Here is a 23,150-nt window from a genome sequence, read left to right on the forward strand (position 1 = left end):
ATCAGCGCGCCTTGGCAACGGCGAACCCATGCTGGCGCGCCGCATCCTTGGTCGATTCCTCGGTGCGGTTGAGAGCCTTGGCGATCTCCTTCAGACCCTTGCCCTTTCCGGCAAGGACCTGAAGCTTCTGAAGCTCTTCGGGCTTCCACGGCTGCTTGTGCTTGGCGATCTTGTCGCTCATTCGGCGGCCTCCTTCTTCGCTGCGGCCTTGGGAGCGGCCTTCTTGGCCGGAGCCTTCTTGGCAGGCGCCTTTTTCGCAGCAGGTGCCTTTTCCGAAGCCGCCTTGGCCGGGGCCTTCTTGGCAGCAGCCTTCTTCGGCGCGGCCTTCTTCTTGCCCTTCACCGGGCCCTTGGCAGCCTTCGCATCGATCAGCGCGATGGCCTGCTCGGCCGTCAGATCCTCAGGCTTCTGGTCGCGCGGGAGCGTGGCGTTGGTGGTGCCGTCGGTCACATAGGGACCATAGCGGCCTGCCATGACCTTGATCTCACCGGCCGTGGTCGGGTGTGCGCCCAGAACCTTGATCGGCTCCGCCTTGGTGCGCGACCCGGCGCCGCCGCGATTGGCGGCATCGGCGAGCAGCGAAACGGCGGCGTTCATGCCCGTCTCGAACACTTCGGCGGTATTGCGCAGGCGCGCATATTTGCCGTTGTGCGCCAGATAGGGGCCATAGCGGCCAATGCTCGCGGTGATCTCGTTGCCCGTCTCCGGGTGCGGACCGATCGCGCGCGGCAGGCTGAGCAGCTTGATGCCCCATTCCAGCGTCAACTCGTCGATGTCCTTGGGAATCGACGCGCGCTTGGCCTCCTTGCCCTCGCCAAGCTGGATATAGGGACCGAAGCGGCCGGTACGGCGCACGATTTCCAACCCGGTTTCCGGATCCTTGCCCAGCGCCTCATCATCGCCGCCGCCATCGGCGCTGCCGCCGGGCTGCGCGAACTTGCGGGTGAACTTGCACTCGGGATAGTTGGAGCAGGCGACGAACGCGCCATAACGCCCGCCGCGCAGCGACAGACGCCCCTCGCCGCACTTCGGGCAAAGGCGCGGATCGGTGCCATCGGCCTTGGGCGGGAACAGGTAGTCCGACAGGAACTCATCGAGCGCCTCGGTCACTTCCGAGGGCTTCTTCTCCATGACTTCGTCCGACTTCGGCTTGAAATCGCGCCAGAAGGCTTCGAGCAGCGCCTTCCATTCCTGGCGGCCGCCGGAAACGTCGTCGAGCTCGTCTTCCATGCCCGCCGTGAATTCGTAGGCGACATAGCGCTGGAAGAAGCGTTCGAGGAACGAGGTCAGCAGTCGGCCCGATTCTTCCGCGAAGAAACGGTTCTTTTCGGTGCGGACGTAGTTGCGATCCTTGATGACCTGAATCGTCGCCGCATACGTCGACGGACGGCCGATGCCCAGCTCTTCCAGACGCTTGACGAGGCTCGCTTCCGAGAAGCGCGGCGGCGGCTGGGTGAAGTGCTGTTCGGCGGTGACGTCCTTCTTGGCCGGCATGTCGCCCGCCTTCATAAAGGGCAGCAGGCCCGAATCGTCGTCGTCGGACTTGTTGTCCTGGCCTTCCTCGTAGACCGCGAGGAAGCCCGGGAACTTCACGACCTGACCGGTTGCACGCAGTTCGTGCTGGCCGGTGCCGTCCCGCAGCGTGACGGTGGTGCGCTCAAGCGCCGCGGAAGCCATCTGGCTGGCCATCGCGCGCTTGAAGATGAGGTCGTAAAGACGGCCCTCGTCACCCGAGCCGTAACGGTCCCTGGTGAACTCGGTGGGGCGAATCGCTTCGTGCGCTTCCTGCGCGTTCTTCGCCTTGGTCTCGTAGTGGCGCGGCTTCTCGGGGAGGTAGTGGCCCGAGAAACGGTCCGAGATCGCCGAGCGGCAGGCCGAAACCGCGCTCGGGTCCATCTGCACACCGTCGGTACGCATATAGGTGATCGCGCCCGCTTCGTAGAGCGTCTGCGCCACGCGCATCGTCTGGCTGGCCGAGAAGCCGAGCTTGCGCGCGGCCTCCTGCTGGAGCGTGGAGGTGGTGAACGGCGGCTGCGGGTTGCGCTTGTGCGGCTTGGTCTCGACCGATTCGACGCGGAACGCGCCGCTCTCGACAGCGGCCTTGGCGCGAAGGGCGGTGCCTTCGTCGCCGATGCTGAGACGGTCCAGCTTCTGGCCCTCGAACGTCACCAGACGGGTGGTGAAGTCCGTGCCGTCATGCGCCATCTGCGCCGCGACCGACCAGTATTCCTGCGCTGTGAACGCCTCGATCTCACGCTCGCGATCGACGATCAGGCGCAGCGCGACCGACTGCACGCGGCCCGCCGACTTGGCGCCGGGCAGCTTGCGCCAGAGCACCGGCGAAAGCGTGAAGCCGAACAGGTAATCCAGCGCGCGGCGGGCGAGATAGGCATCGATCAGGTCCTGATCGAGCTCGCGCGGGTGCTGCATCGCCTTGGTCACCGTTTCCTTGGTGATGGCGTTGAACGTCACCCGCTGCACGTCCTTCGGCAGCGCCTTTCGCTTGGCCAGCAGTTCCTTCACGTGCCACGAAATCGCCTCACCCTCGCGATCAGGGTCAGTGGCGAGGATCAGGCGGTCAGCCTCCTTCGCGGCGTCGGTGATGGCCTTCACCTGGCGCTGTTTGTCTCCGTAGAGTTCCCAGTCCATTTCGAAGCCCTCGTCCGGGCGGACCGAGCCGTCCTTGGGCGGCAGGTCTCGGACGTGACCGTAGCTGGCGAGGACCTTGTAGTCCTTGCCGAGGTACTTCTCGATGGTTTTGGCCTTGGCCGGCGATTCGACGATGACTAGCTGCATTCGTTACTCTTATAGCCCCTACGCGCGCGCTCCCACGCGGGCGCATGTGTGTACACGCATAGGGTGAGAAGCTTTGGGGCGCTTCGTCAAGCACCCCGATGCGACAAAAGGATGTCAGCGGCGGGTATCAAGCGAAGACTTCGGTTTCGGCGCCCGCATTTTCAAGCAAGAGGGCAAAAAGAGCCACGCTCGAACAGACGACGACACCCGAAACGAGATTTTGCAGCATGCTGCCGACAAGCTGAAGCCCCAATTTGGTCACACTGACCTCTGTGGGAAGGCCCTCGCGAAGACTGATAATGCCCATTCCCGCCATGACAGGAAACGTAATTGCCATGATCACCAGCCCGAACAGGCAATAGAATCCTATGATCGTCCACGTACGCGACCGGGTCATCTCCCAGCTTTCGGCCATCGCATCGAACACTCCCGTTCCTCGGGCCGTAATCAGCGGGAGCGCCGCAGACCAGCGCGCCATGAGCAGCAGGCCCGGCACGATCAGGAGCAGCATGCCAAAGCAGCTTGCGATACCCATGACGATAGTGGCGCCGAGATAGAGGAAATAACGCCCTCCGGAAAACGAAGTCGTGGCAAAATCGAGGTGATCGAGGATATGCCACACAAGTACGTATCCGGCGATGTTGGAGAGGAGCGTTGCAGCAATCGTGGCCGCCAAGCCGCCTCCTGAGAAGGGATATCCGCCGTTGCGCGCAAGCGCGAATTGCAACCCGCTTGTGAGCAGGGCCACGAAGACCGCATAGATGGCTGTGGCTCGCCAATTCGCAACGAAGACGGCAAAAGTTTTGGTGAAGATATCACCCACTGTGAAGGCGCCCAAATAACCGCTCAAGATGTCCCCCATAAAGAATTCCGCAGTCAAACTGCTGAAAATATACAATGTTTGGCAAGTCGCCCCATCGACCTGCGGATAGTCACCCCAGACTCACCCTGCCTCCGGCGTGGCGGACCAGCCTTCCGGCGATCTCCAGTTCCAGCAATTCCAGTTGCACGACAGACGGGCTTGCTCCGGACTGCCGGATGATTTCGTCTACAGCGACTGGCGCCGTGGTGAGCATTTGGGCGAGCCCGGCCGGCTCACCTGGACCAGCAGGTTCCGAACCGGCTCCTTCCGGCGGCTGCGGCCTTTCGGCCTCGCCTTCCCGAAAAGTCGCGCGCGGCGTCCCGTCGAAATGGGTGAGCAGTTCGATCACATCCGCGACCGACTGAACCAGCACCGCACCGTCACGGATCAGCTGGTTGCACCCCTGAGACCGTGGATCGAGCGGTGAGCCCGGCACGGCCATGACCTCGCGCCCCATTTCTCCCGCAAGCCTTGCGGTGATGAGCGAACCCGACTTGGGCGCCGCCTCCACCACTAAAGTGCCTGCCGAGAGCCCGGCAATGATGCGATTGCGCGTGGGGAAGTGGCGGGCCAGCGGCTCGGTACCCGGTGGCTGCTCGGCTATCAGCAGGCCTTCCTTGGCGACGCGCTCCTGAAGCTGGGCATGTTCGGGCGGATAGGCGATGTCGATCCCGCTGGCGATCACGCCGATCGTCGCCCCACCGGCCAGCGCGCCTTGATGCGCAGCACCGTCGATCCCGCGCGCAAGGCCGGAGACCACCGTGAAACCGGCCTCCGCCAGCCCTTGCGCAAACCCGCGCGCCAGTCGTACCGCGCCGGCCGAGGCATTGCGCGCGCCGACCACGGCGACGCAGGGGCGGCCCAGCAGTGCCGGATCGCCGCGCAGCGTCAGGATCGGCGGAGCGCCCTCGCTCTGTGCCAGCAGGCCGGGATAGTCCGGAGAATCGTGAAAGAGATAGCTTGCTCCCGCCTTGCGGATGCGGGCGACTTCCGCCTCGACCAGTCCTTCGGGCGCGGGCTGGTAGCGCCGCCCGGCGCGGCCGGCGAGTTCGGGCAAGGCCTTGATCGCCGCCTCGGCGCTCCCGCAGCGGGCAAGCAGCTGACGGTATGTGACAGGACCGTTATTGGGCGAGCGCAGCAGACGGATGCGCGCGAACGCCTCGTCCTGCGAGAGTGCGGTCTTGCTGTCCCCCCCGGCTCGGCTCACGGCTTCTTGCCGCTCCCGACCTTCGGTTCGGTCCCTGCGCGCAGGCGGGCAATGTTCTCACGGTGCAGGAAGAGTACGATCACCGCGATCACCGCGAGCACCCCTGCCGCCTGCCCGTGTCCGAGCGCGAAAGCGGCAATCGGCGCGACGACAGCGGCCGTCATCCCCGCAACGGAACTGATTCGCACCGTCAGCAGCAGCCCGATCCAGGTAAGCGCGTAAGCCAGTCCCACCGGCCATGCGAGGCCGAAGGCGACCCCCGCCATGGTCGCCACGCCCTTGCCGCCCTTGAAGCCCAGCCAGACCGGGAAGCAGTGGCCCAGGAACGCGCCGAGCGCGCCCAGCCACGCCCATTCCGGCCAGAAATGCGCGGCGATCAGCACCGCGGCGAGGCCCTTCAGCAAGTCGAGCAGCAGCGTCGCCGCGGCCAGCCCCTTGCGGCCGGTGCGCAGCACATTGGTCGCGCCGATATTGCCGGATCCGATCGAGCGCAAATCGCCGCCTCCCGCGATGCGCGTGAGGAGAAGGCCGAAGGGCACCGAACCAAGGGCGTAGCCGAGAACGAGAGGGAGAATCCAATACATGTCCGGCCTCTTAGCGGCTCGAACGCTTTAGGCGAAGTAACTTGCAGCTTTCGAGATTGCCCTTGGCACCCCGGCGCGGTTAACAGTGTGCAAGGTACAGGGAAAAACGATGCCTTCCGAAAGTTCCGCCGTGTCGACCGCCTTGCAGGTCGACCCCGCCGCGCCGATCCTGGTTTTCGATTCGGGCGTGGGCGGCCTCACCGTGCTCGCCGAATTGCGCCGGGCATTGCCGCAGGCGCCAGTGATCTACGCCGCCGATACCGCCGGTCTGCCTTATGGCACCAAGACCGAGGCGCAAGTCGCCGCGCGCGTTGCCGGGCTGCTGGGGCGCATGACCGAGCGTTTTTCGCCGCGCCTCGTCTGCATCGCCTGCAACACCGCCTCGACCATCGCGCTCGGCATGGTGCGCGAGGTGCTGGAAGTGCCGATTGTCGGCACTGTGCCCGCGATCAAGCCGGCAGCAGCGATGACGCGCACCGGCACCATCGGGTTGCTCGGCACGCAGGCAACGATCCGGCAAGCATACGTCGACCGGCTTGAACAGGAATTCGCCGCCGACAAGCGGCTGCTGCGCCACGGCGCCCCCGAACTGGTAGAGGCCGCCGAAGCCAAGCTGCGCGGCGAACCAGTCGATCCCGCCGTCATTCGCCGCGCCGCAGAGGCCCTGCGCAGCATGCCCGGCGGCATGGAGATCGACACGGTCGTCCTCGCCTGCACGCATTTCCCGCTGCTGGAAGAGGAACTGGCCGAAGCCTTTGGCCCCGGCGTCGCCTTTGTCCACGGCGCACAGGGTATCGCCCGCCAGATCACCCGGCTGACCGAGGGGCAGGACTTTGCCCGCGCGGTCCCCGACCGGGCCCTTTTCACCGGGACCAGAGACCTGACCTCATCTTACGCCATTGCCCTGGCGCGATACGGACTTGAAGGGGGCGGGCTGCTTTGACGCCGAAATTCAACGTCTTCGTGCTCGCGTTGCTGCTGCTCGTCGGACTGCCGCTCTACTGGTTCCAGTTCGACGCCAGCGCGCCCGATGCCCACGCCAAGCCGCTCGACATCGGCGAGTTGCGCACGCTTGCGAAGTCTATCGACGGCGCGCATCCCACCCAGATCCGTCATGAGCTGATCGGCACGCGCATGTCGCTGCACAACCAGCTCGCGGCCGGAACCGGCCTGCGCCCCATTCGCACCGGCATCCGGGCCTACGAACTGCTGGTGCCCGGCTCGCGTCCAATCGTCATCGACGCCGGCACGACGGCCGAAATCGCCGAGGAAAACAACGTCTCCGAGTTCGATTCCATCGCCCAGCGGCGCGTGGACCACGAAGTCGCACAGGCCGGCTTGCGACTGCAACTGCTGGACCGGCCCTCGCACCGGGGCAATCCCGCGGTCCATTCTCCCGAAGCGCTGCCCTTGCCCGATCTCAGCGACGGCCACCCGCACGCGGTCGCCCCCGGAATCGTGGCCATCCCCCAGCTCGATCTGCCCAATCGCGCCACGATGTACTTCGTGCAATTGGCGGACGGCCGGGAATTTCTGTTTACCGGCGATGTCGCGCAAGTATCCGAAAGCTGGCAGGATTTGCGGCCGCCGGCGCGGACGTTCGCCGATCTGGGCCACCCGGACAAGCGCATCGCGATCGCGTCATGGTTGATGACCATTCAGGCGCTCAAGCGGGCTGCGCCGAGTCTTGTGGTGATCCCGGGACATGATCCGGCAGCGCCGGACGGCGTACCTTGGGGTTTCGTGAAATCCTGAGGGCAATCATCTCGAAACCCGCCTCGATGCGAAAATGTCGTCCGCGAGACGATTTATTTCAAGCCGATCCTGAGGCGATATCGATCACGGTAACTGATACAACCGTCTGGTCAGGCCTCGAACGATGCGGTATTGGCGCCCAATAACAGGTAGAAGCCACTTCACGGCCAGTGCAGGATAGAGCCCAGGTGAACTACGAGCACATTTTCGAACAGGCGATCGAACGTCTGCATTCCGAAGGTCGCTACCGCGTCTTCATCGATATCCTGCGCAACAAGGGGGCCTACCCCAACGCCCGCTGCTTTGCGGGCCACAATGGGCCCAAGCCGATCACCGTCTGGTGCTCGAACGACTACCTGTCGATGGGCCAGCACCCCAAGGTGATCGAGGCGATGGAAGAGGCGCTGCACGACGTCGGCGCCGGTTCCGGCGGCACCCGCAACATCGGCGGCAACACGCACTACCACATCGAACTCGAGCAGGAACTGGCGGACCTGCATGGCAAGGAAGGCGCGCTGCTGTTCACGTCGGGCTATGTCTCGAACGATGCCACGCTCTCCACGCTCGCCAAGCTCCTGCCGGGCTGCGTGATCTTCTCGGACGAGCTGAACCACGCCTCGATGATCGCGGGCATCCGCAATTCGGGCTGCGAGAAGAAGGTCTGGCGCCACAACGACCTCGAACATCTTGAGGAACTGCTGGCCGCCACCGATCCGAACCTGCCCAAGCTGGTCGCCTTCGAGTCGGTCTATTCGATGGACGGCGATATCGCCCCGATCCACGCGATCTGCGATCTGGCAGAGAAGTACAACGCGCTCACCTATATCGACGAAGTCCACGCCGTCGGCATGTACGGCCCGCGCGGCGGCGGCATTACCGATCGGGATGAGGCGGCGCACCGCATCAACATCATCGAAGGCACGCTGGGCAAGGCGTTCGGCGTGATGGGCGGCTATATCGCGGCCGACCAGAAGGTGATCGACTGCATCCGCAGCTATGCCCCCGGCTTCATCTTCACCACCTCGCTTTCGCCGGTGCTGGTGGCGGGCGTGCTGGCCTCGGTGAAGCACCTCAAGAGCTCCAGTGCCGAGCGCGAAGCGCAGCAGCACTCGGCCGCGACGCTCAAGCAGATGTTCCGCGACGCGGGCCTGCCGGTGATGAATTCCACCACGCACATCGTGCCGCTGATGGTCGGCGACCCGGTCAAGGCCAAGAAGATCAGTGACATCCTGCTGGCCGAATACGGTGCCTATGTGCAGCCGATCAATTTCCCCACCGTGCCGCGCGGCACCGAACGCCTGCGTTTCACCCCCGGGCCGACGCATACCGAAGCGATGATGCGCAGCCTGACCGATGCGCTGGTCGAGATCTGGGAACGTCTGGAAATGCGCCTCGCCGCCTGACCGGTCCAGAGCGCCTTTCGCGGCCGCAACATAATCTTTTCATGGAAGGGCCCCCGCACGCGCGAGGGGCCCTTTTCATTTGGCCCAGGCACCCCAAGTTGCCTGCCGTCGCAGGCGCCTCTCAGCGCGCCCTCCCCCTAGCTGCGACGACATGACCGGAAGGACCCCATGGCCAAGCTTTTCGAACCGACTTCCCTCGGCAAGCTCCCCCTCGCAAACCGCATCGTCATCGCGCCGATGTGTCAATATTCCGCCGAAGACGGCAAGATGACCGACTGGCATGTCCAGCATCTCGGCAACCTGTCCCAGTCGGGCGCAGCCATCCTCACCATCGAGGCCAGCGCCGTCAGCCCGGAAGGCCGCATCTCCTATGCCGACGTGGGGCTGTGGGATGACGAGACCGAGGCCGCCATGGGCAAGGTACTCGAATCCGTGCGCCGCTGGTCGGACATGCCCATCGCCATCCAGCTTGCGCATGCGGGCCGCAAAGCGAGCACCGCCAAGCCCTGGGACGGAGGCGGTCAGATAGCCCCTCAGGACGCGAACGGCTGGCAGACGGTCTCCGCATCAGACATTCCCTTCCTTCCGCATGAGAACGCGCCTGAGGCGCTCGACAGGGCCGGTCTTGTCCGCATCCGCGATGCCTTCGCCGACGCCGCTCGCCGTGCGGACCGTCTGGGCATCGACGCCATTCAGCTTCACGGCGCCCATGGCTACCTGCTGCACCAGTTCCTCTCGCCGCTCTCCAACAAGCGCACGGACGAATACGGCGGCAGCCTTGAAAACCGCATGCGCTTCCCGCTGGAAGTCTATGACGCCGTGCGCGCCGCCTTCCCGGCCGACAAACCGGTGACCATGCGCGTCTCCGGCACTGACTGGGTCGATGGCGGCTGGGACGTCGAGCAGACCATCGCTTTCGCCAAGGCGCTTGAAGCGCGTGGCTGCGACGGCTTCCACGTTTCCAGCGGCGGCCTTCATGCCGATCAGCAGATCCCGGTCGGCCCGAACTATCAGGTTCCGCTCGCCCACAAGGTGAAGGAAGCGGTGGACACCATGCCGGTGATCGCCGTGGGCCTCATCACCGAGCCCGAGCAGGCCGAGGCGATCCTTGCCAATGGCGAGGCGGACATGATCGCGATTGCCCGCACTGTACTCTACGATCCGCGCTGGCCGTGGCACGCCGCTGCCGCGCTAGGCGCTCAAATCAAGGTTTCGCCGCAATTCCTGCGCTGCCAGCCGTTTGGCCTGAAGGACTTGCTCACCGCGAACTGAAGCCCAACGAAAAAGGCCCCCGGTCAGCGATGACCGGGGGCCTTTTCTTGTTTCTATCGACTGGCGATCAGCGCAGCGAGACCACGTTATCCGAAACGCGCGGATCCTTGCGGTCGCCGCTGTAGAGGCTGGCCATCGGCTCGTCCGAAGCCGTCACCACGTCACCCGTGCCGAAGCCGTTGAACGCCGTGCGCATGGCCGCGCCATAGGCGCCCAGCATGCCCACTTCGATCCAGTCGCCCGCCTTGATGTCGGCGGGAAGCATGAACGGGCCTTCCATGAAGTCCGCATCGTCGCAGGTCGGGCCGTAGAACGAGAACTCCTGAAGGTCCTCAGAACGCTGGCCATCGCGCGCGATGCACTTCACCGGGAAGCGCCATGCCACGTGCGCCGCATCGTAGAGCGCGCCATAGGCACCCTCGTTGATGTAAAGCTCGTCACCGCGACGCTTCTCGACCTTGACGATCATCGAGCTGTATTCGGCGGAGAGCGCACGGCCCGGCTCGCACCACAGTTCGGCGTTGTACGCGATCGGCAGCGCCTCGAAGTGGCGGTGGATGATCTGGAAGTAGTCTTCCAACGGCGGCGGTTCCATGCCCGGATAGACCGAGGGGAAGCCACCACCGACGTCGATCATGTCGATAACCACGCCCGCGTCGGCAATCGCCGCACGCGCACGCTCCAGCGCCTGCACATAGGCAAACGGCGTCATCGCCTGCGAACCGACGTGGAAGCACACGCCCAGCCAGTCGGCAACCTGACGGGTAGCCTGAAGCAGCGGGCCGGCGTCGGCCAGATCGATACCGAACTTCGAGGCAAGGCTCAGTTCCGAATACTCGGACGAAACGCGAAGACGCACGCAGAGGCGCAGGTCGGTCGCCTGATTGCCATCGGCATCGGCGGTCGCTTCGAGGATCTTCTCTACTTCCTCGATGGTGTCGAGGCTGAAAGTGCGAACGCCATGCTCGAAATAGGCTTCGCGGATCGCGCTCGCGGTCTTGACCGGGTGCATGAAGCACAGGGTCGCAGCCGGCAGGGTCTTGCGGACCATGCGGACTTCACCGATCGAAGCTACGTCGAAATGCGTGATCCCATTGTCCCACAGGATCTGGATGAGATCCGGCGAGGGGTTCGCCTTCACGGCATAGAGCGACTTGCCCGGAAACTTCGTGGCGAAGAAACGAGCAGCGCGCGCGGCAGCATGCGGGCGATTGAGGATAACGGGTTCGTCAGGCGCGAGGGTGCGCGCTACGGCCGGTGCATCAAGATGTTCGAGCAACTCAAGGGACCCCCAAACGGAATTGTTAGCGAAAAGCTGCCTTGCGGTTTGGAAGTCCCCATGGGGCAGCGAGGGGCCGGATATAGGGCTGAGCGGATGAATCGCAAGTGAAAAAATCGGGCTTTCATGAAAACGTCACATAAGCTTCATGAACGACCGAAACACGCGCCCTAAAGCCGAATTTAGTCTTTCAAAACCAGATGGTTAAACCGTCATTACTCACCGGCCGGGAATGTCCCGGACAGGCAGAAAAAAGCATCGCAATTCACGGTTAAAACGCACCCCTTGCCGTGGGGTTCACGCGACTCGTCCGCGTGGGGGACCGGCCGGGGCCCCGGTCGTGGCAGGGGCAGGACGGACCGAGCCGCCCTGCCCTCGCTCCATCAGCGAAGTCCGATCAGCTCAGACGGGCCCGGAAATCCTCGTATTCGAAGCGGCGGATGCATTCGAGCGAGTCCGTCTCGGAATCCCAGAGCCAGATCGACGGCAGCGGCACGCCATTGAAGGTCGTGGTCTTGACCATCGAATAGTGCGCCTGATCGAGAAACGCGAAGCGCATGCCCGGTTCGGGACGTTCGGGCAGAACATAGTCGCCGATCACGTCACCCGCGAGGCAGGACGGACCACCAAGGCGCACGGGTTGGCCATCGCCATCCTCCCGCTCGCCCAGCATGGCGGGGCGATAGGGTGCCTCGATCACGTCGGGCATGTGGCAGGTGGCGGAGATGTCCACCACCGCCACCGGCATGCCGTTGTGGCCGATGTCGAGCACCGAACCGACCAGAATGCCGGCATCGAGCGCCACGGCTTCGCCAGGTTCCAGATAGACTTCGGCGCCAGTGTCTTCCTGAAGGTCGATCAGGAATTCCACCAGTTCGTCGCGCTGGTAATCGGCGCGGGTGATGTGGTGCCCGCCGCCAAGGTTGATCCACTTGAACTGGCCGAAGAAGGGTTCGAGGTAATCGAACGCCTTGTCCCACGTGCGGCGCAGCGGCTCGAAGTCCTGCTCGCACAGGGTGTGCATGTGGATGCCGTCGATCATTTCGATATGATCTTCGGTCAGCTGGTCGATCGGGAATCCGAGGCGCGAGTGCGGCGCGCAGGGATCGTACTTCGGCACTTCGCCTTCGGGATGCATCGGATTGACGCGCAGGCCGATGTCGAAAGCCTCACCGCGTGCGCGGGCGGCTTCGATCTGCGACCAGAAGCGCTCGATCTGCATCGGCGAGTTGAAGATCACATGGTCCGACAGGCGCAGGATCTCGTCGAGATCCTCACCCTTGTAGGCGGCGGAATAAGTGGCGATCTCGCCATCGTAGAACTCGCTGGCAAGGCGCGCTTCCCACAGGCCTGAAGTGCAGACGCCGTCCAGATACTCGCCGATGATCGGCGCGGTGGACCACATCGAGAAGGCCTTGAGCGCGGACAGCACCTTGACGCCTGCACGCTCGCCGATGTCGCTCAGCACACGCAGATTGTCTCGTAGCTTCGCGGCATCGACCACGAAGCTGGGGCTGTCGACACGCGACAGGTCGAAATGAACGAAGGCTCCCGGATCGCCGGCGCGGGTTTCCATCACTGAAGTCCTTTGCGAGAGGGGGACGGCCTCAGCCGAACGGCCCCTTGAAGATAAACCATGCCCCTGCGCCGACCAGCGAAAATCCGACCAGCTCGTTGAGCCCCGGCTTCTGGCCGAACAGCACCCATGCCACCAGCACGAAGGCGGTTAGCGAAAAGGCTTCCTGAAGCACTTTGAGCTGCCCCAGCGAATAGACGTGGCTGCCGATCCGGTTGGCCGGCACGGCAAGGCAATATTCGAAGAAAGCGATGCCCCAGCTCATGAGGATCGCCATCCACAGCGCCTTGCCCGGCATCTTGAGATGCAGATACCATGCGGTGTTCATGAACAGATTGGAGCCCGCGAGCATCGCTATGGGGGCAACGAAAGACCAGTTCATCAATGCCTCAATAGACGCGGATTACATGCGGCGCCTTGCCGCCCCGTGCTTCGGGGTAGCAGCCATAAAGGCTGTCGTCAGCCTGACATTGGCCCGTGGTCGGCCGCGCTCATATCGGCGCGGCGGAAAACTGCGGACCGTCCCCCTACGGGCAGGCCGTCGGCGCAAATGCGCCTAGCCCGCCCGCAGGGACGGTCCGCAGGATAGGCATCAGAACGCGAGCGGGCCGTCGAGTTCCTCGACCGTCCAGGGCAGGCCGTGCTTGTTCAGCATGTCCATGTAGGGATCGGGATCGAACTGCTCCATGTTAAACACGCCCTCACCCGACCATGCGCCGGTCAGCACCATGGCCGCGCCGATCATCGCCGGAACGCCGGTGGTGTAGCTGACGGCCTGGTTGCCGGTTTCGGCATAGGCGTCTTCGTGGTCGCAGATGTTCTTGATGTAGAACGTCTTCTCGCCCGAACCGTCCAGCGCTTCGCCGGTCGCAATGTCGCCGATGTTCGTCTTGCCCTTGGTGGTCGAGCCAAGCGAGCTGGGCTCGGGCAGCACGGCCTTCAGGAACTGGAGCGGAATGATTTCCACGCCGTTGTAGATCACCGGATCGATGCGGGTCATGCCCACGTTCTGCAGCACGGTGAGGTGCTTGATGTACTCGTCACCGAAGGTCATCCAGAAGCGCGCGCGCTCCATTTCAGGGATGAACCTGGCGAGGCTTTCCAGTTCCTCGTGGTACATCATGTACATGTTCTTGGGGCCGACGGCTTCGAAGTCGAAGCTCTGCTTCACGCCCATCGCCGGGGTTTCGACGAATTCGCCGTTTTCCCAGTGGCGGGCCGGCGCGGTGACTTCGCGGATGTTGATTTCCGGGTTGAAGTTCGTCGCGAAGGCCTGGCCGTGATCGCCGCCGTTGCAGTCCAGAATGTCCAGCGTGCGGATGGTCTTCAGCTTGTGCTTCTTCAGCCACATCGCGAAGACCGAGGTGACGCCCGGATCGAAGCCCGAACCCAGCAGCGCCATCAGGCCCGCCTGCTTGAAGCGCTCCTGATAGGCCCACTGCCAGTGGTATTCGAACTTGGCCACGTCCTTGGGCTCGTAGTTCGCGGTGTCCATGTAGTGCGTGCCGGTCGCCAGGCACGCGTCCATGATCGCGAGGTCCTGATAGGGCAGCGCCAGATTGACCACCAGCTTCGGACCGATCGAGCGGATCAGCGCCGCGGTCGCCTCAACGTCGTCGGCGTCGATCGCATAGGTGCTGATCGTCACGCCCGTGCGCTGCTTCACCGATTCGGCGATCGCTTCGCACTTGGAAACCGTGCGGCTGGCGAGATGAATGTCGGAAAAGATATCCGGATTCATCGCCATCTTGTGGACCGCGACCGAACCGACGCCGCCTGCGCCGATCACCAGAACCTTGCTCACCAATCTATCTCCTTGAACGCGCAAGCCGCGAAAGGGCCGCATATAGTGCCCCTGTGTGACAACTCAACTGTGAGAGTTTTCTGCCCTCCTCCTTCGTCATTGCGAGGAGGCGAAGCCGACGTGGCAATCCAGAGCGGTTCTGCGCGACGACTCTGGATTGCTTCGCTCCGCTCGCAATGACGAAAGGAGGGTGCGGGATGGCTCCGCCGAAACCAGGCGATCACCGGCAACGCGTCAAACCATATCCAACCACGGCTGTCATAATTCGCCATCATCCCGTCATCACGCGGTCACCCGGTGGGGGCATTGCCGCCGTGCCATTACCGATACGGCACCGGGGGACCACTACCATGCCAAACGCACGCCCTGCTTCCGATCTGATCGAGGGAGCGGTCGTCCGCTCGGAATCTTCGCGCGCGTCGCGCCTGCTCGACAAGGCCTTCGCCCTTGCCTTCAAGGGGCTGGTCTATGCGCAGATCTGGGAAGATCCGGTGGCAGACATGGCCGCGCTCCAGATCGGGCCCGAAAGCCGCGTGCTGACCATCGCCAGCGGCAGCTGCAATGCGCTTTCCTATCTCACCGCCGATCCAGCCGCGATCACCTGCGTCGATCTCAACACCGCACATATCGCACTCGGCCGCCTGAAGATCGCCGCGATCGAGAACCTCGATTATGCCGACTTGCGCAGCTTCATCGCCGAAGCCGACAAGCCGGAAAACGCCGCGATCTATCGCGAGAAGCTGGCGCCGCACCTCGACGAAGCGACGCGCCGCTATTGGGAAGGCCGCGATCTCGCCGGCCGCCGGCGCATCCGTGGCTTTACGCGCGGCATCTACAAGCGCGGCCTGCTGGGCCACTTCATCGGCGCCGCGCATGTGCTCGCCAAGCTCTACAAGATCGACCCCAGCGAAATCCTCGGCGCCGAGACGCTGGAAGAACAGCGCCGCGTGTTCGACGAGCGCTTCGCCCCGATCTTCGAGCGCAAGCTGGTGCGCTGGCTGACCGATCAGCCCGCCTCGCTGTTCGGTCTCGGAATTCCGCCCGCGCAGTACGACGCGCTGGCAGGCGGCCACCGCATGGCCGACGTGCTGCGCGCCCGCCTCGATAAGCTGGCCTGCCACTTCCCGCTGGGTGACAATTACTTCGCCTGGCAGGCCTTCGGACGCGGCTATGGTCGTCAAGCCAAGGCACCGCTTCCCCCCTATCTGCAGGAAGCCAACGTGCCGATGGTGCGTGAACGTCTGGGCCGCCTGACCCTGCGCCATGCGAACTTCACGCAGGTCCTCGCGGAAAGCGCGGATGCCTCGTTCGACCGCTACATCCTGCTCGATGCGCAGGACTGGATGAGCGATGCCCAGCTCACCGAACTGTGGAGCGAAATCACCCGCACCGCCCGCCCCGGATCGCGCGTGCTGTTCCGCACCGCCGCCGAACCCACGCTGCTGCCCGGCCGCGTACCGGAAGAGATCCTCTCGCGCTGGGATTACCGCGAGGACGAATCGCGCGCCGCAACCGAGGGCGATCGCTCCTCGATCTACGGCGGCGTCCACCTCTACGTGCTGAAAGGCTGACGGTGACCGAGACCACCCTTCCCGCCGATCACGCCGCGCTGATGGACCGCGTCTATCGCGGCCAGCGCCACATCTACGACCTCACGCGCAAGTACTATCTGTTCGGCCGCGACCGGCTGATCCGGGAGCTTGATGCGGCCCCGGGCATGGCCGTGCTGGAAGTCGGCTGCGGCACCGGGCGCAATCTCGAACTGGCAGGCAAGGCGTGGCCCGGAGCCACGCTCCACGGCTTCGACATCTCCAGCGAAATGCTCAAGAACGCCCGCAGGCGGTTGGGCGAGCAGGCCGAGCTAACGCCCGGCGATGCCACCCGCTTCGACCCCAAGGCCCTGTTCGGCCGCGGTGGGTTCGACCGCATTTTCCTCTCCTATACGCTTTCCATGATTCCCGGCTGGCAGGACGCCCTGTCGCGTGCAGTGGCGGCGCTTTCCCCCGGCGGCGTGCTTCATGCCGTCGATTTCGGCGACCTCGCGGGCCTGCCTTCCCCCTTGCGGGCGGGCCTGCGGGGCTGGCTGGCGAAGTTCCACGTCACACCCCGGCTGGACCTGCCCATGCAGGCGGCACGCATTGCCGGAGACCGGGGCCTGTCGGTGGAGTTCACGCGCGGGCCACTCGGCTATTACCAGATGGTGCGGCTGACGCGGTGAGTTTATGGCCTTGGCCATGAACGCGAATCTCCCGAATCCGAATCTTCAGCGCCGCCCGACCCACGAAGGCGTGCTCGAAGCCGCCGCCAAAGTCGCGGCGATCCTGCCACGCACGCCGCTGCTGCCGCTTGAGGTCGATGGCCGCACGATCTGGTGCAAGGCCGAGAGCCTCCAGCCGGTGGGCGCCTTCAAGATCCGCGGCGCCTGGCACCGCCTTACCGCGCTAACGGATATCGAGCGGGCGCGGGGCGTCGTCGGCGTTTCCAGCGGCAACCATGCGCAGGGCGTGGCCTGGGCCGCACGACGGCTGGGCATTGCCGCCACCATCGTCATGCCGACCGACGCGCCGGAGGTGAAGCTCGCCAATACCCGCGCCCTCGGCGCCGAAGTGGTGCTCTATGACCGCCCCGGCGGCGAGGACCGTGACGAAGTGGCCAACCGCCTTTGCGAAGAGCGCGGGGCCACGCTCGTCCATGCCTACGGCGACCCCTGGATCATCGAGGGTCAGGGCAGCACCGCGATCGAAATCGCGCTGCAAATGGCCGAACGCGGGCTCGGTGGGCCCGACCAGATCGTCGCCCCCTGCGGCGGCGGCGGGCTCACGGCAGGAATCGCCCTCGCCCTTCCCGATGCGGCCGTGGTGCCGGTCGAGCCCGAAGGCTGGGACGATGTCCGCCGCAGCCTTGCCGACGGCGAGATCCGCCGCGTGGCCGCCGATGCCCCGCCCACGGCCTGCGATGCCTTGCAGACGCCGGCCACCTGGCCGATCAACTTCGAGGTTCTGAAAGCCCGCTGCCCCTTCGGGCTCGTTGCCACGCCCGCCGAAGTGCGCGCGGCGCAGCGCCTCGCTTTCGCCAAGCTGCGCCTTGTCATCGAGCCCGGTGGAGCCGCCGCGCTCGCTGCCGTGCTGGCGGGCAATGTCTCCCTGACCGATCGTACCGCCGTGGTGCTTTCGGGCGGCAACACCGATGCCGAGGCCTTCGCCAAGGTATTGTCCGGAAACGCCTAAGTCCTGACCCAAGTACCGCATTGACAAGCCGGCCGGCGCGGCCGAGGCTCGGGTTCGCAGCAAGGGAGATCCCATGACCGGAATGGCAATCCTGCAACCCGTGGTCGCGCTGGCGGCCTGGACCATGGTCATGTGGTTCTGGCTCTACGGATCGCGCCTTTCCTCGTTCGGCAAAGTCGATCCGGAAGAACTGATCGACGATCCCCATGTCTCGCTCGACCATGTGCTGCCGCCGCAGGTCGAGTGGAAAGCCCATAATTACAACCACCTGCTGCAAGATCCGGTGATCTTCTATGCGATCTCGATCACGCTTGCGCTGCTTGGGCTGGGGGATGGGATGAATGCGCAGGTCGCCTGGGCCTACGTGGGCTTCCGGGTCATGCATTCGATCGTGCAAACAACCTTCAATCGCATGCCGCTGCGCTTCGCGTTTTACGCGCTTTCGACCTTCTGCCTGATGTTCCTGATCGCCCGCGCCGCCGTGGTCATGTTCTAGACGAAGCGCTCCCGGCGTAGTAATCTCCTTATCGGGAGATGCGTAGTTCGGGAGGTGCTGCGTGAAGACAGTTCGCCGGCAATTGGCAAGTCCGCGAGTACTGTGGGCAGTACTCGCGCTGGAAATCGCTTTCATCTTCCTGACTTTGGCCACGCTCGTCAGCAAGGTGATGGCAACCAGCTGGAACCTGAGTTGGTCGATGTTCTTCGTGGGCGTGATCGGCAGCGCCTGGGGCGCAGTGATCTACCAGCTGCTATCCTGCAATGCCGACGAATCCGAGAACGACGGGAATACGTGACGTTCGCGGCGGATCCCTGTAGGGAGCGCCATGGACTTCGACGATCAGCTCCGCCGCTACTTCGGCACCGACGACCTTTCCACCATCGCCCCTTCCACGCTGGAAACCGGGCTCGATCGCATTCGCGTCGATCTTGGCATGGAGAAGGACCGCGCGCGGCGCTTCGCGCTGTGGTGCCTGCTCTATATGTTCAACGCCTCGCCCGATCTCGATGTCGCCTTCGACAACGAAGAGGACCGCAATTTCGCGCGGGACTTCATGGACATGATGGCAAAAGCGCAGGAATCCGACTGAATTCCCGCGCTTTTCACCCGGTCACGCGCGCTCGAAATAGCTCGCGAGTTCGACATGGGTGGACCAGCGGAACTGGCCGACCGGGCGCAGTTCCACCAGCCTGAAGCCCGCCTCGATCAGCCGCGCCGCATCGCGCGACCAGCTTGACGGATTGCACGAAACATAGACCACGCGGCCAACGCTCGAAGCCGCAATGCACTCCACCTGCTCGCGCGCACCGGCGCGCGGCGGGTCGAGGATGATGGCATCGAACTTGCTCAGTTCGTCGGGCTGGAGCGGGTTGCGGAACAAGTCGCGGTGATCGCAGAAAACCGGCAGTTGCGCGCGTCCGGCGGCCGTCTTGCACGCCAGATGGGCATCGCGCGCAGCCTCTGCGGCCAGCACTCTGGTCTGCGGTCCGGCCAGCGCCAGCGCGAACGTGCCGAGGCCGGAGAACAGATCCGCCACGGTCGCCGCGCCTGCCAGCCAGCCGCGCGCGGCCTCTACCAGCGCCTCTTCGCCGTCCGCCGTCGCCTGCAGGAACGCCCCCGGCGGAAGCGGTACCTGGACGCCACCTAACCGCACCGTAACCGGCACCGGCTCCCACACGGTCTCGAAACCGTAGCCGCCATCCATGGTGAAGCGCGCGAGCTTATGTTCGCGCGAAAAATCGAGCATCGCCTCGGTCGCGGCGAGCCCTTCCGCCGTCAGTCCCTTGATGCCGAGATCGACTCCTTGCTCGGTCAGCGTCATCTCGATGTCGGCGGCCATGCGGGGCTGCTGGTGCTTGGTGGGCTTGCCGGGGCGGCCACCCTTCTTGGCAGGCGCCGCCTTGCCCATGGTGATGAGCAGCTTGCGCAGCGGCCCGAGCACGGCGAACAGTTCCGGCGCCATCACCGGGCATTCTTCCAGTTCCACCAGCCGGTGCGATTTCGCCTCGCGGAAGCCGATGGTCACGCGCCCGCCCGAGCTTTCGGCGCGCAACGATACGCGGCGGCGCGCGCCCGGCGGCGAGAGGTAGGGCGGCGCGATCAATTCGGCGCCCAGTTCCTGCGAGGCCGAGGCATTCGCCACGCGCGCGGCGACGAAGTGCTCAAGGCTCTCTTCGTCAAGCTGCTGAAGCTGACAGCCGCCGCAGCGGCCAAAATGGCTGCACGCTGGCTGGATGTGGTGCGGCCCCCATTCGAGGGTATCGTCCTCATGCAGCAGGTCGCCCGGCGCCGCGCCCCAGGCGAAGCGGCCGGATGCGGTCACACCATCGCCCTTGGCGGCGATACGCAGAATTTCTTCGGTTCCAATAGTCACAGGCAGGCCGCTAGCGCAGCCGGGACCATTTGTCCAAGCTGGCCGGCGGTAAAGGCGGGTCCGGCGCGGCGCGCCGCCTCTCCGTGGAGCCAGACTCCCTCGCAGGCGGCCGCGAATCCTTCCGCTCCGGCAGCGAGGCGGCTGGCGATGCAACCGGCCAGAACATCGCCGGTTCCTGCGGTCGAGAGCCACGAACTGGCACGCGGCGCGCAGGCGATCCGCCCGTCCGGAGCGGCGATCACCGTGTCCGGTCCCTTGGCGACCACGATCATTCCGGCCCCCTTGGCCAGTGCCAGCGCGCGGTCGGCTTTGCTGCCCCCACCATCGCAGCCGAACGTCCGTTCGAGCGTCACCAGCTCCCCCTCATGCGGAGTCGCCACTGTCGCGCCCTTGCGCTCGGTCAGCAGGCGCGGCCCGAGCAGCACGAGCGCATCGGCATCGATCACTGCCGGTACCGGATCGGCCAGCGCAATCGCCAGCCGCTCGCGCGCCAGACTGTCTCGTCCAAGACCCGGCCCCACCAGTACGGCGGTATTCCGGTCGTCGACCAGCACGTCGAACAGCTTGCCCTGATCGACCACGAGATCAGCGGGCACATTGCGCTTGCTGTCCGCGAAGAGCTTCACGTACCCGGCTCCGGCGCCTTGCGCCGCCACACTCGCCAGCACCGCCGCGCCGGGCATCGCGCCGCCGACCACGGCGAGCAGTCCGCGCCGATACTTGTGCGCATCCACCGCAGGCGCGCCGATCCGGGGCTTGGCGACCGGAATCGCTGCCCCCTCCACCGGAGCCACGCCAATAGGCACTTGCCGCAGCGTGCCCATCGTCGCTGCAGCCGGCATCAGGAAATGCGCGAATTTCCACGCCCCAAGCCCAATAGTCGCATCGTAATACGGCAGCCCCGGGTTCAACGTCATGCCGGTGTCGGACTGCACGCCGCTCGGCAGGTCGAGCGCCAGCCGGTGGTGATGCGCCTGCGCCAGCCGCGTGAGCAATGCCACATGCTCCGCCGCAAGCGGTCGCGTGAGCCCGCTGCCGAACAGGCAATCGACGAAGACATCGCCGTGAATCTCAGTATCGGGCGCTACTATCGCGCCGTGGTAGAGCGCGCGCGCTTCGCGCGCCGCGTCGGTTTTCGGATCGCCTGCGGCCACCACGGTAACCTGCCCGCCGCGCTCGCGAATGGCTTCGGCGATCACATAGCCATCACCGCCGTTGTTACCGGGGCCGCAGAGCACCGTAACCGCCCTGCCCGCCGAAACCCGCCAGACCCATTCGGCCGCGCCGAGCCCGGCAATCCGCATCAGCGCGGAAACCGAAGACCCCGCCGCGATCAGCGCATCTTCGGCCGCGCGCATCTGCGCCACGGTCAGGATCTGGTCATTCTGGGGCAGCAGCCGATGGGGCATGGGGCTTCCTCGTCGCCGGGAACAGGTAGCGGTCGGCCCCGACCGAAACGTCGAGCCGGTCGCCGTTCAACCTTGTTACCGCCACTTGCGCCCCGTCGGCAACCTCAAGCCCGCGTCCGTCGCTGACCACGGCAAAGCGGCGGAAGCCGCCGTCCGGATGGCGAACCAGCAGGGACAGCCCATCCGGCCCTTCCAGCCGCTCGACCGCGCAGACCGGCTGAAGCTTGCCGGAGCCGGAGACGGCACAGGGAATATGCTCGTCCCCCTCGGCCACTTTCGGCGCTTCATGCCGCGGCGAGCAAGCGGCGAGCGCAAGGAGCAAGGCAATGCCTGTAAGGGAGCGGGCCATGCGCCTCTGCTACAAGGACATTCCCGCAAGCGACAAGCATCTATGCGGCACAGCCCGAGAATGGGACACATGCCGCCAGACTTGAATTCGGCCGAGCCGTAACCCGGCCGGAAAACCCGGGGTGGGACCAAAGCCCACCCCGTGCGTCTTGGCTCAGTAGCCGTCCACGGCCTTGCTGACGAGGATGTTCACCGCAACGCGGCGGTTCTGCGCCTTGCCTTCGGGCGTGCTGTTGTCCGCCAGCGGATCGGCCTTGGCCATGCCGGTGGGGGTCAGCATGCGATAGGGCTTCCAGTGGCAAGCCTGCTGGAGGTAGTTCACCACGCGGGTGGCGCGCTTTTCGCTGAGCGTCTGGTTGTAATCGTCGCTGCCGACGGAGTCGGTGTAGCCGACCACCAGCAGAAGGGCATTATCCATGCCGTCGGCCGAAGTGGCCGCCGAGCAGAGATTGCTCTTCGCCTCGGGCGTCAGATCAAACTTGCCCGTGTCGAAGTTCACGTTCGTCGTGCCCTTGATGTTGTACTTGTCGATGTCGCCCATGCGGCCACGCAGAGCCTCGGTTGCCGCTTCGTTGGACGCGAAGCGCTGATCCGTGCCGTTGTGGATCATGGAGGCGACCTTCATGTCCTTGTTCTTCAGATCGATCGAGCTGGCCACCAGCGCGCCGCCGCCCTGCAAGGTGTCGATCGAAACCGGCAGACCATTGAGAAGCTGGTTTGTCGCCAGCTTGTTGCTGTTCAGGCCCAGGAAGCCGCCGCTGGACTTGACCTTGGTGGCACTGGTGACGGTGACGATCGTCTTGTTGCCGTTGGCGCTGGTAACCTGGACCCGGTCACCGCTGCGCGCGGAGATGATGCCTTCGACCTTGGGACCCTTGGTCATGCCGGCCGTGTCGACCGGCTGCTGGCTGGAGGCGTCTGCCGTAACGCTGCCTTCCAGGCCGTCCTGCTGCTGCGCGGAAACGCTGCCGGCCACCGAAACAGCCAGCGTGCCGATCAGTAAAAGGACTTTGGGGTTTTTGGAAATGACACTCATTGCGCTACTCCTTCAATCTCGACCAGTCGGGCCTGCGTGATCGCAGCTTCTCGTCCGACTGCCGTCCCCCTGTGATGGTGTAACCGGCTGTCAGAACCCCTCCATTTCGCTTCATAAAATGTGCGACCGGTAAGCCGCACCTGAACCATGGATGTTCTGCCTGTTCAGATTCACCTTGCGGGCACATGAACACTCTCCCTAACAACCGGGCCCGTGCGGG

General features: G+C 64.8%; 23 protein-coding genes. 10 read left to right on the plus strand and 13 right to left on the minus strand.

Annotation, left to right across the window (positions count from 1 at the left end; all coding sequences use genetic code 11):
- Nucleotide 1 precedes the first annotated feature (1 nt).
- The 5 genes from AC1VVK_RS03380 to plsY form a co-directional block, all read right to left on the minus strand.
- Complete coding sequence (locus tag AC1VVK_RS03380; RefSeq protein WP_132385608.1) at nt 2-181, minus strand: hypothetical protein; 180 nt, start codon at nt 179-181, stop codon at nt 2-4.
- Nucleotides 178-2,796 (minus strand): type I DNA topoisomerase, encoded by a 2,619-nt coding sequence (gene topA / locus AC1VVK_RS03385; protein ID WP_482904378.1) that lies wholly within the window; start codon nt 2,794-2,796, stop codon nt 178-180. Before topA ends, AC1VVK_RS03380 begins: the two co-directional genes overlap by 4 nt.
- 127 nt (nt 2,797-2,923) lie before the next feature.
- Complete coding sequence (locus tag AC1VVK_RS03390) at nt 2,924-3,694, minus strand: glycerophosphoryl diester phosphodiesterase membrane domain-containing protein (protein ID WP_482904379.1); 771 nt, start codon at nt 3,692-3,694, stop codon at nt 2,924-2,926.
- Between the two features lie 34 nt (nt 3,695-3,728).
- Nucleotides 3,729-4,865 carry a DNA-processing protein DprA gene (gene dprA / locus AC1VVK_RS03395; RefSeq protein WP_482904380.1) on the minus strand — a complete coding sequence of 379 codons (1,137 nt, stop codon included), beginning with the start codon at nt 4,863-4,865 and terminating at the stop codon, nt 3,729-3,731.
- Nucleotides 4,862-5,449 (minus strand): glycerol-3-phosphate 1-O-acyltransferase PlsY, encoded by a 588-nt coding sequence (gene plsY / locus AC1VVK_RS03400; RefSeq protein ID WP_482904381.1) that lies wholly within the window; start codon nt 5,447-5,449, stop codon nt 4,862-4,864. Before plsY ends, dprA begins: the two co-directional genes overlap by 4 nt.
- Before the next feature lie 109 nt (nt 5,450-5,558).
- Between plsY and murI the strand changes: the two genes are divergently transcribed.
- The 4 genes from murI (at nt 5,559) to AC1VVK_RS03420 (ending at nt 9,879) form a co-directional block, all read left to right on the plus strand.
- Nucleotides 5,559-6,392, plus strand: a complete 834-nt coding sequence (gene murI, locus AC1VVK_RS03405) for a glutamate racemase (protein WP_482904382.1) — start codon at nt 5,559-5,561, stop codon at nt 6,390-6,392.
- Complete coding sequence (locus AC1VVK_RS03410; protein ID WP_482904383.1) at nt 6,389-7,204, plus strand: hypothetical protein; 816 nt, start codon at nt 6,389-6,391, stop codon at nt 7,202-7,204. The genes murI and AC1VVK_RS03410 overlap by 4 nt, the downstream gene beginning before the upstream one ends.
- Nucleotides 7,205-7,392: 188 nt before the next feature.
- Nucleotides 7,393-8,607: a 5-aminolevulinate synthase gene (gene hemA, locus AC1VVK_RS03415; protein WP_132385615.1), complete on the plus strand. Its 1,215-nt coding sequence runs from the start codon at nt 7,393-7,395 to the stop codon at nt 8,605-8,607.
- 168 nt (nt 8,608-8,775) lie between these two features.
- The gene (locus AC1VVK_RS03420) at nt 8,776-9,879 is read left to right on the plus strand and encodes an NADH:flavin oxidoreductase/NADH oxidase (protein WP_482904384.1); all 1,104 of its coding nucleotides are present in this window, start codon (nt 8,776-8,778) and stop codon (nt 9,877-9,879) included.
- Nucleotides 9,880-9,946: 67 nt separating this feature from the next.
- Here AC1VVK_RS03420 and AC1VVK_RS03425 read toward each other — a convergent pair whose 3' ends face one another.
- The 4 genes from AC1VVK_RS03425 to AC1VVK_RS03440 form a co-directional block, all read right to left on the minus strand.
- On the minus strand, nt 9,947-11,158 hold the full coding sequence (locus AC1VVK_RS03425) for a type III PLP-dependent enzyme (RefSeq protein ID WP_482904385.1): 1,212 nt from the start codon (nt 11,156-11,158) through the stop codon (nt 9,947-9,949).
- A 397-nt stretch (nt 11,159-11,555) separates the two neighbouring features.
- Nucleotides 11,556-12,734, minus strand: a complete 1,179-nt coding sequence (locus AC1VVK_RS03430) for a carboxynorspermidine decarboxylase (protein ID WP_482904386.1) — start codon at nt 12,732-12,734, stop codon at nt 11,556-11,558.
- Nucleotides 12,735-12,765: 31 nt separating this feature from the next.
- Nucleotides 12,766-13,116, minus strand: coding sequence for a DMT family protein (locus AC1VVK_RS03435; protein WP_482904387.1), 351 nt, complete (start codon nt 13,114-13,116; stop codon nt 12,766-12,768).
- Nucleotides 13,117-13,326: 210 nt separating this feature from the next.
- Nucleotides 13,327-14,538: a saccharopine dehydrogenase family protein gene (locus AC1VVK_RS03440; protein WP_482904388.1), complete on the minus strand. Its 1,212-nt coding sequence runs from the start codon at nt 14,536-14,538 to the stop codon at nt 13,327-13,329.
- Nucleotides 14,539-14,888: 350 nt separating this feature from the next.
- Between AC1VVK_RS03440 and AC1VVK_RS03445 the strand changes: the two genes are divergently transcribed.
- From AC1VVK_RS03445 to AC1VVK_RS03470, 6 genes are all read left to right on the plus strand, one after another.
- Nucleotides 14,889-16,109: a BtaA family protein gene (locus AC1VVK_RS03445; RefSeq protein ID WP_482904389.1), complete on the plus strand. Its 1,221-nt coding sequence runs from the start codon at nt 14,889-14,891 to the stop codon at nt 16,107-16,109.
- 2 nt (nt 16,110-16,111) lie between these two features.
- The gene (locus tag AC1VVK_RS03450) at nt 16,112-16,756 is read left to right on the plus strand and encodes a class I SAM-dependent methyltransferase (RefSeq protein WP_482904390.1); all 645 of its coding nucleotides are present in this window, start codon (nt 16,112-16,114) and stop codon (nt 16,754-16,756) included.
- A 16-nt stretch (nt 16,757-16,772) separates the two neighbouring features.
- Nucleotides 16,773-17,765 carry a threonine ammonia-lyase gene (locus AC1VVK_RS03455; protein ID WP_482904391.1) on the plus strand — a complete coding sequence of 331 codons (993 nt, stop codon included), beginning with the start codon at nt 16,773-16,775 and terminating at the stop codon, nt 17,763-17,765.
- 73 nt (nt 17,766-17,838) lie between these two features.
- Nucleotides 17,839-18,261, plus strand: coding sequence for an MAPEG family protein (locus AC1VVK_RS03460; RefSeq protein WP_132385623.1), 423 nt, complete (start codon nt 17,839-17,841; stop codon nt 18,259-18,261).
- 61 nt (nt 18,262-18,322) lie between these two features.
- Nucleotides 18,323-18,559 (plus strand): hypothetical protein, encoded by a 237-nt coding sequence (locus tag AC1VVK_RS03465; protein WP_482904392.1) that lies wholly within the window; start codon nt 18,323-18,325, stop codon nt 18,557-18,559.
- A gap of 30 nt (nt 18,560-18,589) precedes the next feature.
- Entirely contained in the window at nt 18,590-18,853 is a 264-nt protein-coding gene (locus tag AC1VVK_RS03470; RefSeq protein ID WP_132385625.1) for a hypothetical protein, read from the plus strand.
- 21 nt (nt 18,854-18,874) lie between these two features.
- Here AC1VVK_RS03470 and AC1VVK_RS03475 read toward each other — a convergent pair whose 3' ends face one another.
- The 4 genes from AC1VVK_RS03475 to AC1VVK_RS03490 form a co-directional block, all read right to left on the minus strand.
- A complete protein-coding gene (locus tag AC1VVK_RS03475) occupies nt 18,875-20,137 on the minus strand; it encodes a class I SAM-dependent RNA methyltransferase (protein ID WP_482904393.1) in 1,263 nt (420 codons plus the stop codon).
- Nucleotides 20,134-21,546 carry an NAD(P)H-hydrate epimerase gene (locus AC1VVK_RS03480; RefSeq protein ID WP_482904394.1) on the minus strand — a complete coding sequence of 471 codons (1,413 nt, stop codon included), beginning with the start codon at nt 21,544-21,546 and terminating at the stop codon, nt 20,134-20,136. The genes AC1VVK_RS03475 and AC1VVK_RS03480 overlap by 4 nt, the downstream gene beginning before the upstream one ends.
- Nucleotides 21,518-21,895: a hypothetical protein gene (locus AC1VVK_RS03485; protein ID WP_482904395.1), complete on the minus strand. Its 378-nt coding sequence runs from the start codon at nt 21,893-21,895 to the stop codon at nt 21,518-21,520. Before AC1VVK_RS03485 ends, AC1VVK_RS03480 begins: the two co-directional genes overlap by 29 nt.
- A 153-nt stretch (nt 21,896-22,048) precedes the next feature.
- Complete coding sequence (locus AC1VVK_RS03490; protein ID WP_482904396.1) at nt 22,049-22,930, minus strand: OmpA family protein; 882 nt, start codon at nt 22,928-22,930, stop codon at nt 22,049-22,051.
- Nucleotides 22,931-23,150 lie beyond the last annotated feature (220 nt).

The organism is Novosphingobium sp. BL-S-32, from assembly GCF_056857055.1.

Bases quoted from the DNA above. Each gene is read 5' to 3' on its own strand.
- AC1VVK_RS03380 (WP_132385608.1), bottom strand. From the start codon at position 181: ATGAGCGACAAGATCGCCAAGCACAAGCAGCCGTGGAAGCCCGAAGAG.
- topA (WP_482904378.1), bottom strand. From the start codon at position 2,796: ATGCAGCTAGTCATCGTCGAATCGCCGGCCAAGGCCAAAACCATCGAG.
- plsY (WP_482904381.1), bottom strand. From the start codon at position 5,449: ATGTATTGGATTCTCCCTCTCGTTCTCGGCTACGCCCTTGGTTCGGTG.
- murI (WP_482904382.1), top strand. From the start codon at position 5,559: ATGCCTTCCGAAAGTTCCGCCGTGTCGACCGCCTTGCAGGTCGACCCC.
- AC1VVK_RS03420 (WP_482904384.1), top strand. From the start codon at position 8,776: ATGGCCAAGCTTTTCGAACCGACTTCCCTCGGCAAGCTCCCCCTCGCA.
- AC1VVK_RS03430 (WP_482904386.1), bottom strand. From the start codon at position 12,734: ATGGAAACCCGCGCCGGCGATCCGGGAGCCTTCGTTCATTTCGACCTG.
- AC1VVK_RS03435 (WP_482904387.1), bottom strand. From the start codon at position 13,116: ATGAACTGGTCTTTCGTTGCCCCCATAGCGATGCTCGCGGGCTCCAAT.
- AC1VVK_RS03445 (WP_482904389.1), top strand. From the start codon at position 14,889: ATGCCAAACGCACGCCCTGCTTCCGATCTGATCGAGGGAGCGGTCGTC.
- AC1VVK_RS03455 (WP_482904391.1), top strand. From the start codon at position 16,773: ATGAACGCGAATCTCCCGAATCCGAATCTTCAGCGCCGCCCGACCCAC.
- AC1VVK_RS03460 (WP_132385623.1), top strand. From the start codon at position 17,839: ATGACCGGAATGGCAATCCTGCAACCCGTGGTCGCGCTGGCGGCCTGG.
- AC1VVK_RS03470 (WP_132385625.1), top strand. From the start codon at position 18,590: ATGGACTTCGACGATCAGCTCCGCCGCTACTTCGGCACCGACGACCTT.
- AC1VVK_RS03480 (WP_482904394.1), bottom strand. From the start codon at position 21,546: ATGCCCCATCGGCTGCTGCCCCAGAATGACCAGATCCTGACCGTGGCG.
- AC1VVK_RS03485 (WP_482904395.1), bottom strand. From the start codon at position 21,895: ATGGCCCGCTCCCTTACAGGCATTGCCTTGCTCCTTGCGCTCGCCGCT.
- AC1VVK_RS03490 (WP_482904396.1), bottom strand. From the start codon at position 22,930: ATGAGTGTCATTTCCAAAAACCCCAAAGTCCTTTTACTGATCGGCACG.